At 68.6% G+C, this 17,593-nt stretch carries 17 protein-coding genes and 1 tRNA gene; 13 read left to right on the top strand and 5 right to left on the bottom strand.

Annotated elements, in window-relative coordinates; all coding sequences use genetic code 11:
- Positions 1-27: 27 nt before the first annotated feature.
- Positions 28-1,014, bottom strand: a complete 987-nt coding sequence (locus tag BLT27_RS03285; protein ID WP_089731608.1) for an ABC transporter permease — start codon at positions 1,012-1,014, stop codon at positions 28-30.
- A 185-nt stretch (positions 1,015-1,199) separates the two neighbouring features.
- Between BLT27_RS03285 and BLT27_RS03280 the strand changes: the two genes are divergently transcribed.
- A complete protein-coding gene (locus tag BLT27_RS03280; RefSeq protein WP_175526362.1) occupies positions 1,200-2,405 on the top strand; it encodes an ABC transporter permease in 1,206 nt (401 codons plus the stop codon).
- Between the two features lies 1 nt (position 2,406).
- On the opposite strand, the gene BLT27_RS03275 is transcribed toward BLT27_RS03280, so the two are convergent.
- On the bottom strand, positions 2,407-2,646 hold the full coding sequence (locus BLT27_RS03275; protein WP_089731606.1) for a hypothetical protein: 240 nt from the start codon (positions 2,644-2,646) through the stop codon (positions 2,407-2,409).
- An 80-nt stretch (positions 2,647-2,726) separates the two neighbouring features.
- Positions 2,727-2,801 (bottom strand) — tRNA-Glu (locus tag BLT27_RS03270).
- 125 nt (positions 2,802-2,926) lie between these two features.
- Here BLT27_RS03270 and BLT27_RS03265 point away from each other — a divergent pair.
- From BLT27_RS03265 to BLT27_RS03255, 3 genes are read left to right on the top strand one after another with little or no spacing between them, the layout of a single operon-like run.
- Positions 2,927-3,664: a fumarylacetoacetate hydrolase family protein gene (locus BLT27_RS03265; protein WP_089731605.1), complete on the top strand. Its 738-nt coding sequence runs from the start codon at positions 2,927-2,929 to the stop codon at positions 3,662-3,664.
- A 28-nt stretch (positions 3,665-3,692) separates the two neighbouring features.
- Positions 3,693-4,217 carry a gluconate 2-dehydrogenase subunit 3 family protein gene (locus BLT27_RS03260; protein WP_089731604.1) on the top strand — a complete coding sequence of 175 codons (525 nt, stop codon included), beginning with the start codon at positions 3,693-3,695 and terminating at the stop codon, positions 4,215-4,217.
- Positions 4,214-5,830, top strand: a complete 1,617-nt coding sequence (locus tag BLT27_RS03255) for a GMC family oxidoreductase (RefSeq protein ID WP_175526361.1) — start codon at positions 4,214-4,216, stop codon at positions 5,828-5,830. Before BLT27_RS03260 ends, BLT27_RS03255 begins: the two co-directional genes overlap by 4 nt.
- A 5-nt stretch (positions 5,831-5,835) precedes the next feature.
- Here BLT27_RS03255 and BLT27_RS03250 read toward each other — a convergent pair whose 3' ends face one another.
- Positions 5,836-7,518, bottom strand: coding sequence for a sensor histidine kinase (locus BLT27_RS03250; protein WP_089731603.1), 1,683 nt, complete (start codon positions 7,516-7,518; stop codon positions 5,836-5,838).
- A 182-nt stretch (positions 7,519-7,700) separates the two neighbouring features.
- Here BLT27_RS03250 and BLT27_RS03245 point away from each other — a divergent pair, with 182 nt between their 5' ends.
- The 9 genes from BLT27_RS03245 to BLT27_RS03205 all read left to right on the top strand — a co-directional run bounded on the left by BLT27_RS03245 (position 7,701) and on the right by BLT27_RS03205 (position 16,768).
- Positions 7,701-8,858 carry a multicopper oxidase domain-containing protein gene (locus tag BLT27_RS03245; RefSeq protein WP_089731602.1) on the top strand — a complete coding sequence of 386 codons (1,158 nt, stop codon included), beginning with the start codon at positions 7,701-7,703 and terminating at the stop codon, positions 8,856-8,858.
- A 4-nt stretch (positions 8,859-8,862) separates the two neighbouring features.
- Complete coding sequence (locus BLT27_RS03240; protein ID WP_089731601.1) at positions 8,863-9,831, top strand: halocyanin domain-containing protein; 969 nt, start codon at positions 8,863-8,865, stop codon at positions 9,829-9,831.
- Positions 9,832-10,344: 513 nt separating this feature from the next.
- Positions 10,345-11,634 carry a GTPase HflX gene (hflX, locus tag BLT27_RS03235; RefSeq protein WP_089731600.1) on the top strand — a complete coding sequence of 430 codons (1,290 nt, stop codon included), beginning with the start codon at positions 10,345-10,347 and terminating at the stop codon, positions 11,632-11,634.
- A 35-nt stretch (positions 11,635-11,669) separates the two neighbouring features.
- Positions 11,670-12,758, top strand: a complete 1,089-nt coding sequence (gene hisC / locus BLT27_RS03230) for a histidinol-phosphate transaminase (protein ID WP_089731599.1) — start codon at positions 11,670-11,672, stop codon at positions 12,756-12,758.
- Positions 12,755-13,282 (top strand): adenylate kinase family protein, encoded by a 528-nt coding sequence (locus BLT27_RS03225; protein WP_089731598.1) that lies wholly within the window; start codon positions 12,755-12,757, stop codon positions 13,280-13,282. The genes hisC and BLT27_RS03225 overlap by 4 nt, the downstream gene beginning before the upstream one ends.
- A complete protein-coding gene (locus BLT27_RS03220) occupies positions 13,279-13,911 on the top strand; it encodes a CDP-alcohol phosphatidyltransferase family protein (protein WP_089731597.1) in 633 nt (210 codons plus the stop codon). The genes BLT27_RS03225 and BLT27_RS03220 overlap by 4 nt, the downstream gene beginning before the upstream one ends.
- 100 nt (positions 13,912-14,011) lie before the next feature.
- The gene (locus BLT27_RS03215; protein WP_089731596.1) at positions 14,012-14,539 is read left to right on the top strand and encodes a multiprotein bridging factor aMBF1; all 528 of its coding nucleotides are present in this window, start codon (positions 14,012-14,014) and stop codon (positions 14,537-14,539) included.
- Between the two features lie 130 nt (positions 14,540-14,669).
- Positions 14,670-15,635 carry a cell division protein CdpA domain-containing protein gene (locus BLT27_RS03210; RefSeq protein WP_089731595.1) on the top strand — a complete coding sequence of 322 codons (966 nt, stop codon included), beginning with the start codon at positions 14,670-14,672 and terminating at the stop codon, positions 15,633-15,635.
- A 101-nt stretch (positions 15,636-15,736) separates the two neighbouring features.
- Positions 15,737-16,768, top strand: coding sequence for a disk-shape morphogenesis protein volactin (locus BLT27_RS03205; RefSeq protein WP_089731594.1), 1,032 nt, complete (start codon positions 15,737-15,739; stop codon positions 16,766-16,768).
- A gap of 94 nt (positions 16,769-16,862) precedes the next feature.
- Here BLT27_RS03205 and BLT27_RS03200 read toward each other — a convergent pair whose 3' ends face one another.
- Complete coding sequence (locus BLT27_RS03200) at positions 16,863-17,465, bottom strand: TFIIB-type zinc ribbon-containing protein (RefSeq protein WP_089731593.1); 603 nt, start codon at positions 17,463-17,465, stop codon at positions 16,863-16,865.
- Between the last annotated feature and the right edge of the window lie 128 nt (positions 17,466-17,593).

Genomic DNA, 17,593 nt, shown 5'->3' with positions numbered 1-17,593 from the left:
CGGTAAAGTACTTTCGAGGCCGTCTCGCTACTCTTCGGCGGCCCGCGGGTCGAGCCACGCGTAGGCCACGTCCTGGGCGAAGTTGCCCGCGATGCCGACGTAGGCGACGACCATCGTCGTCCCGAGGATGAGCGGCATGTCGCGGTCGCGGATGGCCTGCAGCCCGAGGTCGCCCAGCCCGGGGATGTTGAACACGAACTCGATGACGTACACCTGCACGACGAGCGTGCTGACGAGGTCCGCGACGAGGAGCGAGAGCAACGGGAGCGCGGCGTTCCGGAGGACGTGGCGGACGACCCGCAGGTTCGACGCCCCCTTCGCACGGACGAGGGTGACGAACTCCTCGCCGAAGTAGTGGGCCGACTCCGCGCGGACGTACCGCAGCTGTCCGGCGGCGAGCGTCGTCGTCAGCACGGCAGCGGGGAGCAGGTACGGGATGAGCGTGTCGGGCTGGGTGAGCGAGACCGTGGAGGGGAACCCGACGGGCAGCCAGCCGTACCACTCGGCGGCGGCGAGCAGTGCGAGCTCGGCGAGGAAGAAGTTCGGAATCCCGAGCCCGAGGTAGCCGACGGCGGAGACGGCCTTGGCGACCCGGGAGTGCGGCTTCAACGCGGCGTAGGAGCCGACGGCCAGGGCGATGGCGAAGGAGGCGACGACGGCGGGCAGCACGTACGCAAGTGTGACGGGGACCGCGTCGGCGATGAGGTCCGTCACGGGCGGGCCGGCCCGACCGCTCACGGCGCCACCGAACTGCCCCGTGGACCGCCCCCAGTCCAGCATGGTCACGTCGACGATCCAGGAGAGGTACCGCTCGTGGAGCGGGTCGTTCAGGTTCTTCGCCTCGCGGACCGCGTTGACGGCCTCCGCCTGGTCCTCGACGTTCGGGCTCTGGCTCAGCCACCCGAGGTTCGGGTCCGGCATCGTCGCGACGACGGCGAACGCGACCGTCATGACGGCGTACGTGGATGCGACGGCGAACGCGAACCGTCGGCCGAGAAAGCCCAGTCGGCTCACGGCTGCCCACGGGCGCGGCGTGTCGCTCGCCCCATTGTCGGTGGAATCGCGTACCTGGCCGTTATAGTCGCCGGTACGTCAAACGGTTATTTGAGTCTTGGTACCACTTTACAATGTCCGCGTCCCACTCCGACTATGGCCGCCACGGACGAGCACGCCCGCGTCGCCACGGACGACAGTCGGCCATGAGCGACACCGGCAGTCGCTTCGAGGACGTCGACTGGGACGAGGTCGCCGCGAGACGCCGTCGGTTCTCCCCGCGGACGCTCACGTACACCATCGGCCTCCTGCTGCTGGGGCTCGGCTTCCTCTACGACACGTTCCTCGTCCACGGCCGCCCGACCCTCGTGGCGGTGGGTCCCCGGGTCGACCTCGGGTTCTTCCTCGTCACCCCGCTGACGTGGGACCTCGGCCGGCTCGACTGGCTGTTCCTCCTGTCCCTGCTGACGTTCGGCTGCTACGTCGTCTGGCCGCTCCTCGTCGACGCCGGGCTCAGAGGGCGCCTCTGGCGCGAGTTCCGACGCCGTCCGGTCGCGTTGGCCTGCCTCGGCTACCTCGTCGTCGTGTTCGTCGTCGGGCTGGTCGGCCCGTTCGTCTGGACGCCGGACGTGAACTTCAGCCACTCGTACCAGCCCCCCGTCTTCGCCCGCGGGCCGGCACAGTTCGCCACGCCCTGCGTCGGGCCCGAGACCCGGGCGTTCTGCTACGGCTCCTGGCAGTACCCCCTCGGCACGGACTCCTTCGGCTACGACATGTGGGCCCTGCTCGTCTCCGGTGCCCACGTCGCGGTGAAGGTCTCGCTCGTCACGGCGACCATCATCGTGCCCGTCGCGACGGCCGTGGGGACCGTCGCCGGCTACGTCGGCGGTCGCCTCGACTCCGCGTTGATGGGCTACGTCGACGTCCAGCAGACCATCCCGGCGTTCGTCGCCTACATCGTGCTCTCGTACTGGGGCCGGTCGCTGTTCCTGTTCGTGCTCGTCTTCGGGCTGCTCTCCTGGGGCGGGCTCGCCAGGCTCGTCCGCTCGGAGGCGGTCCAGCGCCGCGAGATGGGCTACGTCCTCGCCGCCAGGAGCGCCGGGGCGTCGGACCTCGCGGTCGTCGGCAGACACATCGTCCCGAACGTCTCGAACGCCGTCGTCACCGGGCTGACGCGACAGATACCGCTCATCATCCTCGCCGAGGCTGCCATCTCCTACATGGACCTGAACGACATCATGGTCGTCTCGTGGGGCGAGACCATCTCGAGCGGGCTCCACGGCACCTTCGCGGAGTTCCCCGAGGTCTGGTGGCCCGTGCTCCTCCCGATCGCGGCGCTGACGCTGACGGTCGTCGCCTGTTCGATCGTCGGGGACGTGCTCCGCGACGCGCTCGACCCACGGTCGGGGTAGCTCAGTTCTCGGCCGTCGACGAGGCCTCCTCACCCGCGGTGTCGGCTCCCGTTGCACCGCGGAACGAGTGCCAGAGCCAGAGCGCCGCGACGAACGCGACGGCCGTCGCGACCGCGTTCACGATGGGGTCGACCGATTCCGGCGCGGTACTCCCGGTGGTCTGGTAGCGGAGGAGGACAGCCAGCAGGAGGGCGATGGTGATGAGCCACCGCCGGATGGAACGGAGGAGGGCCTCTGTCATGTATCGGGCTGGTCCGTGAAGCGTGAAGTGTCTTCCCCCGTCGCTGTGCTCCGCACTCACTTCTTCGTCGCTCAAAAGCATGCTCGGTAGGGGATTTGAACCCCTGTCCTCGGCTCGAAAGGCCAAGATGATTGGCCGGACTACACCAACCGAGCGCATCAGTTCGTTCCCGGTCGGCAATTTTAAACCTTCCGTTCCCTCCGGAATCCGGCAGCCGCTCGCACACGCGGAACTCACCGCCTCCTCAACCCTTAACCGGTCCCCGCGCCAGACTCCGGGCATGAGACGCGTACGCTTTCGCGACCCGGCGGGTGCAGTCCGGTACGGCGAGTGGGAGGACGGAGTCATCGTGTTCGGCGACCGGACGTTCGACGAGGACGAGGTGGACGTGCTCGCGCCCTGCGAGCCGACGAAGATCGTCTGCGTCGGGCGGAACTACGCCGAGCACGCCGACGAGATGGGGAACGATGTCCCCGACCGGCCGCTGCTGTTCCTGAAGGGACCGAACACCGTCGCGAGCCACGGCAGCGAGGTGACGCTGCCGGCCGGCAAGGACCGGCTCGACTTCGAGGCCGAGCTCGGCGTCGTCATCGGGGAGCAGGCCAAGAACGTGGCCGAGGCCGACGCGATGGACGTGGTCGCGGGCTTTACGTGCGTGAACGACCTCTCGAACCGGGACGACCAGCGTCGGGAGACGAACTGGGTGCGCGGGAAGGCGTTCGACGGGGCAGCCCCGCTCGGCCCGGTGCTGGCGTCGCCCGACGAGGTGCCCGAGGACGCCGCCGTGCGGTCGTACTGCAACGGCGAGCTCCGACAGGACGCGAGCCGCGAGCTGATGCTCTTCTCCGTGCCCGAACTCGTCGCCGAGATAACGAGCTACATGACGCTCGAACCCGGCGACGTCATCGCCACCGGCACGCCGGAGGGCGTCGGGAAGCTCGCGGACGGCGACGAGGTCGCCATCGAGGTAGAGGGCGTCGGGCGGCTCGAACACACCGTGGAGATTCCCAGCGCTTAAGTTTTAGGTCGGCCTAATCGCGTCAGAGATGGAGCTGACCAGGCGGGACGCGCTGGCCGCGCTGGCGTCGACCGGCATCGTCGTCGGTGCCGGCGCGGCGGCGGTCTCGCGACTCGACGACCAGCGAGCGGAGCCGGCCGTCGACGTGGACACGCTGGTCGCCGTCGCCGAGGTGCTGTACCCGACCGAGGTCGACGGGGTCCGCGAGTTCGTCGAGACGTTCGCCGCCGGCAGGACCGCGGACAGGCCAGACTACCGCGCCGGCATGGCCGACGCGCTCGCCGTCGTCGACGAGCGGGCCGAGAGCTGGTTCGACGGACCGTTCGCGACGCTCGACCGCGAGGACCGGGACGCGACGCTCCGCCAGCTCGGAGCCGACGCCATCCCGCCGGACCCGGCGGGCCGGCCCCCCGCGCGGGTCAGGTACTACGTCGTGAACGAGCTGCTGTACGCCTTCTACACCTCGCCGACGGGGGGCTCGCTTGTCGGGACCGAGAACCCAATCGGCCACCCGGGTGGGACGGCGAGCTACCAGCGGGGGCCGGACGCATGAGCCGGGGGGACGTGGACCGGACGCCGTCACCGCGGACCGACGTCTGCATCGTCGGGGCGGGGCCGGCGGGCGCGCTCGTCGCCCACCGGCTCGCCAGCGAGGGCTACGACGTGGTCGTGCTGGAGGCCGGGCCGCGGTTCGACCCCGCCAACCGGCTCGAACGGATGGAACGGCATATCCGGCCGAGTCACGGCCCAGAAGACGTGTGGGATATGGGCGGCCCGCGCGACGCGTACACGAACGCGGGCGAGGAGCACTATCCGCTCAACGCGGCGCGGGTGAAGGGGGTCGGCGGGACGACGCTGCACTGGCAGGGGATGGTGTTCCGGCTCCACGAGTCGGACTTCGAGCGCCGGAGCCGCCACGGCGTCGAGCGCGACTGGCCCATCGGCTACGACGACCTGCAGCCGTACTACGCCGAGGCCGAGGCGGAGCTGGGCGTCGCCGGGGCCGACGACAACCCGTTCGCGCCCCCGCGTTCGGAGCCCTTCCCGATGCCGGCGTTCCGGCCGTCGTACTCCGACTCGCTGTTCGCCGACGCCTGCGAGGAGCTCGGCATCGCGATGCACTCGGCGCCCAACGCCCGGAACTCCGAGGCACACGACGGCCGGAGCGCGTGCCAGGGCTACGGCACCTGCAAGCCCGTCTGTCCGTCGGGGGCGAAGTACGACGCGACGGTCCACGTCTCGAAGGCAGAGGAGGAGGAGGGAGCCCGCGTCATCGACCGCGCGCCCGTCCAGCGCATCGAACACGACCGCTCCGGAGAGACGGTCGAGGCAGTCGTCTACGCGACCCCCGACGGGGCGGAGCACCGCCAGGAGGCCCGGCAGTTCGTGCTCGCGGCCGGCGGCATCGAGATCCCGCGACTGCTCCTGCTCTCCCGTTCGACACAGCACCCGGACGGCCTCGCCAACTCCTCGGGCGCGGTCGGGCGCTACTTCATGGACCACCTGTTCGCCGGGATGGGCGGCGAGCTGGACGCGCCGACCCGGCAGAAACACGTCGGCTTCATCACCAGCGAGTCCCACCAGTTCTACGACGAGGTGGACGGGTCGGTCGGCCCGTACAAGCTCGAGTTCCTCAACTACGCCGGCCCGTCCCCGGTGGACGTCGCGCTCTCGACCGAGAGCGAGGCCGCCTGGGGCGACGCCCTCGCCGAGGAGATACGTGATACCTACGGCAACCGCATCGCGATGGGCGGGCTCTGTGGGCAGCCGCCACGCGCGGAGAACCGGGTGACGCTGAACCCGGACGTGACCGACGACCACGGCAACCCTGTCCCCGATATACACTGGTCGCTCGGCGAACGCGAGCGGCGGACCATCGAGGCGGCCAACGAGACGCAGGCGGCCATCATGGACGAGCTCGGCGTCGACGTGGACTGGACCACCGGCCCGGAGGCGACGGGGCCTGCCTTCCATCACATGGGGACGACGCGGATGGGTACCGACCCCGACGAGAGCGTCGTGAACCCGCGACTGCGGACCCACGACCTCGACAACTGCTGGATAGCCTCCTCCTCGACGTTCGTCACCGGCGGCGCGTTGAACCCGACGCTGACCATCGCCGCGCTGGCGCTTCGGGCCGCCGACGCCGTCTCCGAAGCGCTCTGAGCCGGTCAGCGCTCGTCGGCCGCCGCCTCCGTCTCCGCCTCGACGAGGCGCACATCGACGCCCTCGACGACGACCCGGACACCCGTCTCGTAGGTGGTGTCGACCGTGGCCGACCAGCCGTGGACGCGGGCCAGCGTCCGGACGGTCGGCAGCGTGACGGTGGCGCTGGCGGTCGGTACGGCGTCGCCGTAGTCGAAGAACGCCTCGGGGTCCGCGTCGGGGTCGGTCGTGCCGTCGTCGGTGACGACGAACCCGTCCTCGCGGAGCTCGAGCCGGACGGTCGTCGACCCCTCTCGGCTCGCGAACCGGAGCGCGTTCTCGAACAGCTGCTGGAGGCGCGTCGGGTCCGCCGCGACCTGCCCGTCCCCGACGACCACCACGCTGGCGTCCCCGGTGTCGACCTGGTCCCGTGCTTCTGCGACCGCGTCACGGAAGTCGACCCAGGTTGTGTCGTCGACGGTGCGGCCGTGCTCTGCGACCGTCGCGAGGTCGTCGACGGTACGGCTCATCCGTGCCGCCATCCCCGAGGCCTCCTGCAACGCCTCGTTGGCCCGTGTCACCTCGCCAGCGTCGAGTCTGTCGGCCGCGAGGTCGACGTAGCCCTCGACGACGGCGACCGCGTTGCGCAGTTCGTGACGGATGCCCTCGGTGAACCCCTCCAGCTGGTCGTTGTGGCGCGCGACCTCCCGTCGCTCGCGTTCGATGCGGGTCACGTCCGAGAACAGAAGGAGGCGGCCGATGTCGCTCCCGCCCAGCGAGAAGCTGCTCGCGTTCACCAGGAAGTGCCGGGTCTCGCCGTCCACGGGCCGGTCGACGATACTCCCGTCGGCATCGAGTGCCGCCGACAGTCCGTCGACGGCCGAGGCGGGGCGACCGCTCGCGCCCCGGAGGTCGGGGAACAGCACCCGGGCGCCGTCGTTGGCCTCCACGACGCGGCGGTCGTCGTCGAGGAGGACGATGCCGTCGCCAACGTCGCCGGTCAGCTGGACGGAGAGGAACCGGTCGTCGTAGACGTAGAGGACGCCGACGGCGAAGGCGGCGACGCCGAGCGGCGCGTAGATGACGTCGAGCAGCACCGGCGTCGCGTAGCCGAGGAGGTCGGCGGCGACCGGCACGGCGGTCAGCGCGACGAGGCCGGAGACGCCCCTCGTGTCGTAGTTCGCGTCGCGGAAGCGCTCGAACAACATGAACAGGCCGACGCCCGCGAGCACGTAGGAGAGCCCGGTGGCCACCCAGTGCAGGACGCCCTGCTGGACCGCGAGGTGGCTGAACGGTGTCGACACCGGCTCGACCGTGAAGTAGTAGCCGTGGAGTGGGTTCGTGAGCTTGACCAGCACGACGGCGAGGTACGTCCCGAGCCCGACTCGCCGCAGGACCGGGTCGCGGTGGAGGTCTCGGCCGGTGTACGCAGAGCAGAAGTAGAGCCAGGCGAACACCGTCGAGAAGCCGACCGCGAGACCACCGATGTAGACGACGCGTGCCGGTTCACCGGGTGGCAGCGCGACGAAGGCCGCGTGGGTCGCGGCCCAGAGACCGCTCGCGACCAGCACCCCGACGAGGCCCCGTCGGGTCCCCTCGTGGTCGATGGTGCGGGCTCGCGGGACCGACCCGAGGGTGGCGACGGTGGCGACGGTGAACGCCAGTACGTAGCCGATACGGACAGTCGACACGTCGGGGAGGGGCTCCATTCAGTTCCGCCAACGTATGGGCCGGCCGATGCTAACCGTTGTGGCCACGTTCGATGACAGCGCCGAGTGGTACCGAGTAGCAAAATAGGCCCATGATATATGTATTAATTCTTGGGCATACCTTTCCCGCGCCACAGGAATCGCCTCCACTATATACGTAGATGCTGCCCTCACGGTGAGATATGAGCGGAAACCAGATAGGCGCACCCGGCACCGGCATCTCGAGACGGCGATTCATGGCGGCCACGGGAACCACGGGACTCGCGGCCGCGGCAGGCTGTATGACGACGACGACCAACCCCTCCACGCGACAGGTCGACCCCGGCACGGCCACGCAGAACCGGGCGATGCAGGACCTCCCGACGACGAGCAAACCGGAGATCGTGGACCTCGACGAGCGCGGCCACGAGGTCACGCTGAAGCCCGTCAAGGCCCGCCACGACATGCACCCGCTAGAGTCGATGGGCGGCCCCGTCGGGCTCCCGACGACGTGGGCGTTCGCCGCCGACGACGGCGACCCGAGCGTCCCCGCACCCATCCTCCGGTGTACGGAGGGCGCGGAGCTCGAAGTCACGCTCGACAACACCGACGCCGACGCCCCGCACACGCTGCACTTCCACGGGGTCAAGAAGACCTGGGAGAACGACGGCGTCCCGACGACGACCGGTATCACGGTGATGCCCGGCGAGACGCACACGTACACCGTCCCCGCGAACGTTGCCGGCACGCACCTCTATCACTGCCACTACCAGACGCCGATGCACATGGAGATGGGGATGTTCGGCATCCTCCGCGTCGACCCCGAGGGGTACGAGGAGGCCGACAAGGAGTACTTCATGACCGTCAAGGAGTGGGACACGCGCCTCGCTCGCCAGCACGCCGGCGAGGACGTCGAGTTCGACCTGACGAACCGCCGCCCCGACGCGTTCACGGTCAACGGGAAGTGCGCACCGCGCACGCTCCACCCGGAGGAGGGGTCGCCGATACTCGTCGACCGGGGCGACACGGTGCGCATCCACTGGGTCAACGGCGGCTTCATGAGCCACCCGCTGCACATCCACAACCACCGGTTCAAGGTGGTCGAGAAGGACGGCACGCCCTACCCCGAAGAGATGCAGCTGAAACAGGACGTGCTGAACGTCGCGCCCGCCGAGCGCTACACCATCGAGTTCGAGGCCGACGTCGACCCCGGCATCTACCTGATGCACTGCCACAAGGTCGACCACGTCCGCAACGGCTCGACCTACCCCGGCGGGATGCTCTCGGGCATCGTCTACACGGAGGCGATGGACACCGAGATCTTCTCGAACCTGATGGAGTACGCGGGCTACGAGGGCTGAGACGATGCAACGACGCCAGTTCATGGCCGCGGCCGGCACCGTCGCCCTCGGGACGGCGGCGACGGGGCTGGCCGCCGGCCAGCAGGGAGACGAGGTATCGCTGGTCGACTGGTTCGACGGCGTGAGCGTCGACGGCGTGGTCGACAGGACCGGCGAGTCGGAGGTCACTATCGCGGTCGGCGCGCAGGGCAACGGCGGCGCGTTCGCGTTCGACCCGCCAGCGGTGCGAATCGACCCCGGGACGACGGTCGTCTGGGAGTGGACCGGTAACGGTGGCGTCCACGACGTGGCCGCCGAGGACGGCAGCTTCGCCTCCGAGATGCAGGGGGAGGCCGGCGCGACGTTCGAGCAGCAGTTCGAGGAGACGGGCGTCGTCAGGTACGCCTGCAACCCGCACAAGAACATGGGGATGCGGGCGGCCGTCATCGTCGGCGACGTTCCGGTCACGCTGACCGAGAACGAGTCGGCCGGGACGAGCACCGACACCCAGGAACAGGGCCCGACCGGCTCGACGTTCGACGGCTGGCTCGAGGGCGTCGAGAACTACCAGACCGTCGCCGACAAGCGCGGGCAGGACACCGTGACGGTCGCCGTCGGCGCGCAGGGCAACGGCGGGCAGTACGCGTTCGACCCGCCAGCCATCAGGGTCGACCCCGGGACGACGGTCGTCTGGGAGTGGACCGGCTCCCAGGGGCCCTACAGCGTCGTCGACGACACGCTCGGCTTCGCCAGCGAGCACACGAGCGATGTCGGCAACCGCTACGCGATGGAGTTCTCGGGCTCGGGCCTGAGCAAGTACCACTGCGAGGACTACAAGGAGCAGGGAATGCGCGGCGTCGTCCTCGTCGGGGAGGGCCCGCAGGAGGTCATGTCGAAGTCCTCGCTCGCGGCCGGTGGCGGCCTGCTCGCGCTCGTGTCGGCCCCGATACTGTTCGGGCTGCGCGAACACGTCCGGGACACGACCCAGGAGTAGACGCGAGGCCGCTCTTTTTTCTCGACGGTCACTGTCGACCAACCAGCCGTGACGGTGCCTCACCCCAGCGCCAGCCAGAACGGCACCTCGCTGTCACCGACGGTATCTTCCATCCTGCGACGCCCGCCGGGAGGCCGCACCGACCGCGGCCATTTGATATAGCGCTATATGATTTATATGACGCGCGTCGGTCGCCGGACAGCGACCGGAAAAGTTGGGGAAAGAACAGGTTTGGTGGTCCGACACCCGTCGGAACCCGAGCTGGCACCCAGACCGTGTGACCGGTTCACAGCCCGGGCGAAGCTTGAAGTGCCAGTCAACCGGTGGGCATGTACGGTCACGATGGAGACCCTATCCACTTTCTGAGGCGGACTCGGACGCCGGCCCACCGGTCGGGTCCCGAGGCCGCAGGCTGCTGGACCGCCAGCGGCGTCTCCGTCGTGCGAACGCCGATACCCGGCTGTCACTCGTGACGCGCGACGCCGCAGAACCACCCCTCCAGATTCACATCACATGTCACGACGGACAGTACTCGCAGCACGAACCGCAGACGAACGACCCGACACGACCGAGATCCGCGCACTCGCCGAATCCGCGGGGCACGAGGTCGTCGCGGAGCACACACAGACACGCGCAGAGGACGCCGCGTTCAACCTCGGCCGGGGCAAGGCCGCCGAGGTGGCCGAGAGCGTCCACGAGCACGACGCCAGCGCCGTGGTCGTGGACAACGAACTCACGCCGTCGCAGTTCTTCGCGTGGACCGACCACCTCCCCGACGGCGTCGAGGTCCGGGACCGCTTCCGCCTCGTCCTCGATATCTTCGAGGCACGCGCGAACACCCGCCGTGCATCGCTCCAGGTCGAACTCGCACGGCTCGAGCACGAACTCCACCGACGGCGGGAGATCCAGAGCCACGACGACGAGTACAACTGGTTCCCCACCCACGACCCCGAGGGCGAGTGGATCCGGGAAGTCAAGCTCAGGATCGACCGGGTCACAAACCGGCTGAGAGAGCTGCCCGAGGCGGGCGACGAGACTCGCGAGCGCAGACACGAGGCCGGCTTCGACTTCGTCGCCCTCGCGGGCTACACCAACGCCGGGAAGTCGACCCTGTTGCACCGACTCGGCGACGACCTGTCGCTGGACGACCTCGGTGCAGGCCCGGATGACCTCGCCGAGACGGCCACCGTCGAGGACCGGCTGTTCGAGACGCTGGAAACGACGACGCGGCGCTGCACGGTCGACGGTCGTCGGCTGCTCGTCTCCGACACCGTCGGCTTCATCCGGGACCTCCCTCACGACCTCGTGGAGGCGTTCCGGTCGACGCTGGTCGAGGCGCGCGAGGCGGACGTGGTCGTCCTCGTCGCCGACGCCAGCAAGCCCGTCGACACACTCCGGGAGCGGGTCGAGACGGTGCTGGACGAGGTGGGCGACGGCCCGGTCGTGCTGGCGTTCAACAAGGTCGACCGGGTCGACGCCGACGAACTCGAGCGCAAACGGGCCGTGCTTCCCGACGGCTTGGGTGAGGCGGTTCCCATCAGCGCGACGGCGGGGACCGGACTCGCCGACCTGCGGGAACGCGTCGTCGCGGCGCTCCCCGCCGAACACGAGACCTTCGAGCTTCCGCACGGCGACGACACGATGAGCTTCGTCGCCTGGTGCCACGACCACGGTGCGGTCGAGTCCGTCGAGTACGGCGAGCGGGTTCGGCTGGTACTCAGGGCGCGACCGGCGGTGGTCGAGCAGGCCCGCGCCCGCGCGGCGAACGTCGCAGCGTCCGACACCACCGACGGCCGTGCTTGACTACGCTTAAGGGCTCACGGCCCGGCCTTTCAGGCATGAAACCACGCGACCTCTCGGCTCACGTCGCCTACGAGGCGGGGCGCGGCATCGAGGAGGTCGCCAGGGACCTCGGCGTGGACCCGGCGGCACTCACGAAGCTCGCGTCGAACGAGAACCCACACGGCACCTCGCCGGCGGCGGTCGAGGCCATCCAGGAGACCGCACCCGGCGTCTCCTCGTACCCGAAGGCCGCCCACGCCGACCTGCGGGACGCTCTGGCGGACCGCTGGGACTGCGACGCATCGCAGGTCTGGCTCGCCAACGGCGGCGACGGCGCGCTCGACTACCTCGCGCGGGCGATGCTCGACCCCGGCGACACCGTCCTCGTCCCGGACCCGGGCTTCGCCTACTACGGGATGAGCGCGCGGTACCACCACGGCGCGGTCGAGACGTACGACCTGGAGCGTCCCGACCTCCCGCTGACGGCCGAGACGGTGCTCGCGGACTACGACGGCGAGCGCATCGTCTACCTCACCAGCCCGCACAACCCGACCGGCGGGACGTTCTCGCCGGATGCCATCGAGCGCGTTGCGGACGAAACCGACGACGAGACGCTCGTGCTCGTCGACGAGGCCTACGGCGAGTACGCCGACGTCGACAGCGTACGGGGGCTGCTCGACGACCGGGACGACGTGGCCATCCTGCGGACGTTCTCGAAGGCGTACGGCCTCGCCGGCGTGCGACTGGGCTACGCGCTCGTCCCCGGGGACTGGGCCGACGCCTACGCACGCGTGAACACACCCTTTGCAGCGAGCGAGCTGGCCTGCCGGGCCGGGCTCGCCGCGCTCGAGGACGACGCCCACGTCGAGAAATCCGTGGCGACGGCTCGCTGGGCGCGCGAGTACATGCGCGAGGAGATAGACGCGCCGGTGTGGCCGTCCGAGGGCAACTTCGTCCTCGTCGACGTGAGCGGGACGCGCGGGCCCGAGAGCGCGCGTACCGTCGCCGACGAGATGCAGCGCGCGGGCGTCATCATCCGCGACTGCACGAGCTTCGGGCTCCCGGGCTGTGTCCGCGTCACCTGCGGCACCGAGGCGGGCACCCGCGAAGCCGTCGAGACGCTGAACGAGGTGCTGGAGACGTGAGGGTCGCAGTGACGGGCACCCCGGGCACGGGCAAGACGACGGCGACGGAGCGCCTCGCCGAGCGCCGGGACGATGTCGACGTGGTCCACCTGAACGCAGTCATCGAGTCCGAGGGGTTGTACGAGTCGGTCGACGAGGAGCGCGACAGCGTGGTCGCGGACCTCGACGCCCTCGCGGCCTGGGTCGACGACTACGCCACCGACGCCGACGTGGTGGTGCTCGACTCGCACCTCGCACACCATCTCGACGCGGACCGGGTGGCCGTCCTGCGCTGTGCGCCAGAGACGCTCGCGGACCGGCTGCGCGAGCGCGGCGAGTCCGACGCGAAGGCCGCCGAGAACGCGGAGAGCGAGGCGCTCGACGTGGTGCTCTCGGAGGCCGTCGAGACCCACGGGCTCGACGCGGTGTACGAGATAGAAACGACCCAGTCGAGCCCCGATGCGGTCGCGGACGCCCTCGCCGGGGTCGTCGACGGCACGCGGGAACCGACCGCGGGCGACGTCGACTACCTCGACTACCTATGACGCTCGACCAGCTCAGACCACGAATCCAGGCGCTGCTCGACCCGTTCGTCCGGCTCGCCGACCGACTCGGCCTGACCCCGAACGCCGTGAGCGTCATCGCGTTCGGGCTCGCTGGCGCGGCAGCGGTCGCGTTCGCGCTCGGGGGTCCGGCCGTCGACGCTCCCGCCGGCAGCCGTGCCCTCTGGTACGCCCTCGGCGCGGTCTGTGTCGGGCTGAACGGCTGGCTGGACGTCATCGACGGCGAACTGGCGCGGGCGCAGGACGTGGCCAGCGAGGCCGGTGACGTCCTCGACCACGTGCTCGACCGGTACGCCGACCTCGTCATCATCGCCGGCTTCTCCGCAGGTGTCGGGCGCTACGACCTCGGCCTTGCAGCCGTCACGGGCGTGTTAATGACCTCCTACCTCGGCACGCAGGCCCAGGCTGTGGGCGTCGGTCGGCTGTACGCGGGCGTGCTCGGCCGGGCGGACCGGCTCGCGCTCTCGGGCCTCGTCGGTTTCGCCGCCGCCGGCCTGTCGCGGAGCCTGTACGGCCTCGACATCGTCGGCTGGCTGCTCGTCGTCTTCGCCGTCGTCGGGCACATCACCGCGCTCCAGCGGTTCCGCGAGGTCTGGGGCCAGCTGGGCTGAACGGGCCGACACCGTGCAGGCGGTCGGGCCGGAGTCCATCGACCGGTCGGTCGACTGCGCCGTCGTATCTTTTATCACTGCACGCGACGAACGACCGCGTATGGTTCAGTGTGAGATGTGTGGTGCCGAAACGGCGTCGCCGAAGACGGTGAAAGTCGAAGGCGCAGAGCTTGACGTCTGCGACGACTGTGCCGACTTCGGAACCGAAGTGAAGACCCAGCAGTCCTCGAGCACCTCCACGAAGTACTCGACCAGTAGCTCGAGTTCTTCCTCGTCGTCCTCGAGCTCGTCCAGTTCCACCGGCGGCTCGGGCTCCTCCCGCCGACGCTCTGACATGTTCGACGACATGGACGAGCTCGCCCAGGACTACGACGAGCGCATCCGCCGGGCACGCGAGGACCGCGGCCTGAGCCAGTCCGACCTGGCGAGCGAGCTCAACGAGAAGGCCAGCCTCATCCGCAAGCTCGAGCGCGGCGACACGCTCCCGAGCGACAAGGTCCAGTCCAAGCTCGAGCGGTTCCTCGAGATCAACCTCGACATGGGTGCCGGCAGTGACGAGGAGAACGACTGGGACGCCGAATCCTCGACGACGACCACGCTCGGCGACGTGGTCAAGCGAAAGGACTGACGGGAGCGGGTCCCTCGCCGTCGTTCCGGCCGTCCGTCAGACGGGCGTCATGCGTACGTACGACCGTCTTTTTTCAGGTTAAATACGCTTAACCAAACAGTCATGAGCAATGACGCTGTATTGGGCGACAATGGCTGACGAGGAACCATCGACTACGGCGACAGGACCGGACGAGTCGCCACCTGACAACCCGCTTTACAATCTGTATCGTGAGTACATCGGCGAACCGGAGGAGGAGACGGACGTCTACCTCGGTTTCGGCCTGTTCTTCGGGGGCATCGTCGTGGGGGTCGTCGCGCTGTTCCTGTTCGTCTGGGGCGGGATGCAGGAGGCGCGCACCGCGCCCTACTTCCTCCGGATGGGGCCGGCGTACGGCCTCGGGATGCTGTCGCTGCCGGCCGTCATCACCGGCATCGTCGTCCTCCTGCCGGTCGAACCGCGGGCGGTCTACGCGGCGTCGGCCGGTGCCGTCGTGGACCTCGCCGCGGTCGGGTTCTTCTGGTACGCCTACCCGAGCGACTGGAACGGCTACGGCGCGGACTACACCCTCCCCATCGTCATGCTGTACGCCGTCGGCCTCGTGCTCGTCGTGGGCTCGACCGGCGCGGCGCTGGTCGCGAACCAGATCGAGCACTACCGCAAGCCCGGCCCCGCCGACATCGAACCGATAGAGGAGGACGAGCAGGAGGACGAAGAGTCCTACAGCGAGGCCGAGATCCAGGCCGACATCGACCAGGCGATGTCCGGGGTCGACCTCTCCTGGGGCGGCGTCGAGAAGAGCAAGAACCGCCGACTCCAGTTCGATGTCGACGAGGAGATGGACACGTCGGCGTTCAGCCAGCAGACCGCGAATGTGACCCGTTCCCAGGGCGTCGACTCCCAGATACAGAACCTCAAGGCGATGAAGGGTGGCGAGAAGAAGACCGCGACGTCGAACTCGACGGTCGACGACCAGACCCAGAAGCTCAAGGAGCTCCGGGAGCGTCGCCAGCAGGAGGAACAGCGCAAATCGGAGAAGTCCACGAGCATCGCCGCGGCGACCGGCGGCGGTGACGGGTTCTTCGCTCGTGTCAAACGGGCACTCGGTCTCAACTGACCCGCGTCGGAGGATTCGGCGGCGTCCAATTTATACCAATGCCGATAGTGATGAAATAATTTCACATAGTTTTATTATTCGGTGGGTTAGAAAGGGCAAATATGGCTAAAGGCCTGGACGTTGGGACGATGAACATTCTGTCGGCCCAACAAGATGGGAACGACACGGTGTTCGTACAGCAGCGGAACTCCTTCGTGGAGATCGAGTACTCGGACATGGCCGAGCAGATGCTCTCGCGCTCGGAAGTGCTCCACATTCGGAAGGACGACAAGGTGTACGTCGTCGGTGACGACGCGCTGAACTTCGCGAACATCTTCAACAAGGAGACACGCCGCCCGATGAAGCACGGCATCCTCTCCTCCTCGGAGAAGTCCGCGATTCCGATGATGAAGCTCATCATCGAGCAGGTCGTCGGCGAGCCGAACCACCCCGACGAGAAGCTCTACTTCTCGGTGCCCGCGGACCCGATCGACTCCGAACTGTCGACGCTCTACCACCAGAAGACCATCGAGAGCTTCCTCGGCAACATGGGCTACGACGCCGAGCCGATCAACGAGGGCATGTCCGTCATCTACAGTGAGCTGGCGGACAACAACTTCACCGGCCTGGGCATCAGCTTCGGCGCGGGCATGACGAACGTCTGTCTCGCGTACTACGCGGTGCCGGTCATGAAGTTCTCGGTCGCTCGCGGTGGCGACTGGGTGGACGAGCAGGCCGCACAGGCCACGGGCACGCCCGTCGACAAGGTCACCTCCATCAAGGAGAACGACTTCGAGCTCGACTTCACCACCGACGTCGGTGGCGTCGAGGGTGCCCTCAGCATCTACTACGAGAACCTGCTCGACTACGTCATCGAGAACGTCGTCCGCGAGGTCGACGAGGAGGACGTCGAGGAGGGTCTGGACGTGCCCGTCGTCGTCACCGGCGGTACCTCCAGCCCGGACGGCTTCGAGGCGCTGTTCCGCGACCACCTCGAGGACGCGAACATCCCGTTCTCGATCAGTGGCGTCCAGCACGCCAACGAGCCGCTGTACTCCGTCGCACGTGGCTCGCTCGTCGCCGCACGCTCCGACGAGGACGTCGACGAGCGCGGGGCCGGAGCAGAAGCCGAAGCGCCGGCTGCCGACGAGTAACGACGCCGAATCCCTTTTTATCGCCGCGTAGACCGACCAGCGGCCGCCGTCGCTACCCAGCCACCAGCACGCATCGAGAACACGAGAACGGCAGTTACTGTCCCGCGCCGTCGGCAGCGACTTCGACTTCCTCGTCGTCCGAACTGGGTTCCTCGTCGGCTGCCTCTGCCTCGTCGTCGGTATCGTCCGAGTCGGCAGCCTCTCCGGCATCGGCCTCGCTCTCGTCCGGGGCGTCCGGTTCCGACCCGTCGCCCGCCGTCGTCGCGGCCTCGGAATCGGCGGCATCGCCGTCGTCTGGGACATCGGTGCCCTCCTCGGTGCCGTCGGTGGTCTCCTCGGGCTCTGTGCCGGCGTCGTCCTCGGTAGTCTCGTCGTCTACAGCCGGCTCGTCACCCTCGTCCTCGGCAGTCGCGGGCGCCCCGTCGCCGGCCGCCTCGGTCTCGTCGACGGCTCCGTTCACGGCGTCCCGGCGGGCCTGTTCGACGCGTTCGAGTCGCTCGGCGTGTTCCTCGAGCCCGTCTGCGGCGAACTTCTTCTGGAAGCGCTGGATGGCGTCCTGCCAGGACTCCAGACGCTTCGGTTCGCTCTTGTGGTCGACCGGCACACCGACCCACCCACACGAGTCACAGCCGTACGCTTCCACGTCGCTCAGCGAGTACGCGCTGAGCGAGGAGCCACACCGTGGGCACTCTTTCATACAGGAAAGTAAGCACACGGAATAATAAGCGTGTTCCATCCTCTCACGGTCTCGGTACGTGTACCTTACCGTCACCACCCGAACGGCGTATTACTACTGAGCATTTACAAACATTTTTGTATTCCCAT

The sequence above is a fragment of the Haloarchaeobius iranensis genome, assembly GCF_900103505.1.
In the GTDB taxonomy this organism is placed as follows: domain Archaea; phylum Halobacteriota; class Halobacteria; order Halobacteriales; family Natrialbaceae; genus Haloarchaeobius; species Haloarchaeobius iranensis.
The sequence above is the reverse complement of the archived record's forward strand: the minus strand, read 5'-3'. Positions and strand labels throughout refer to the sequence as shown.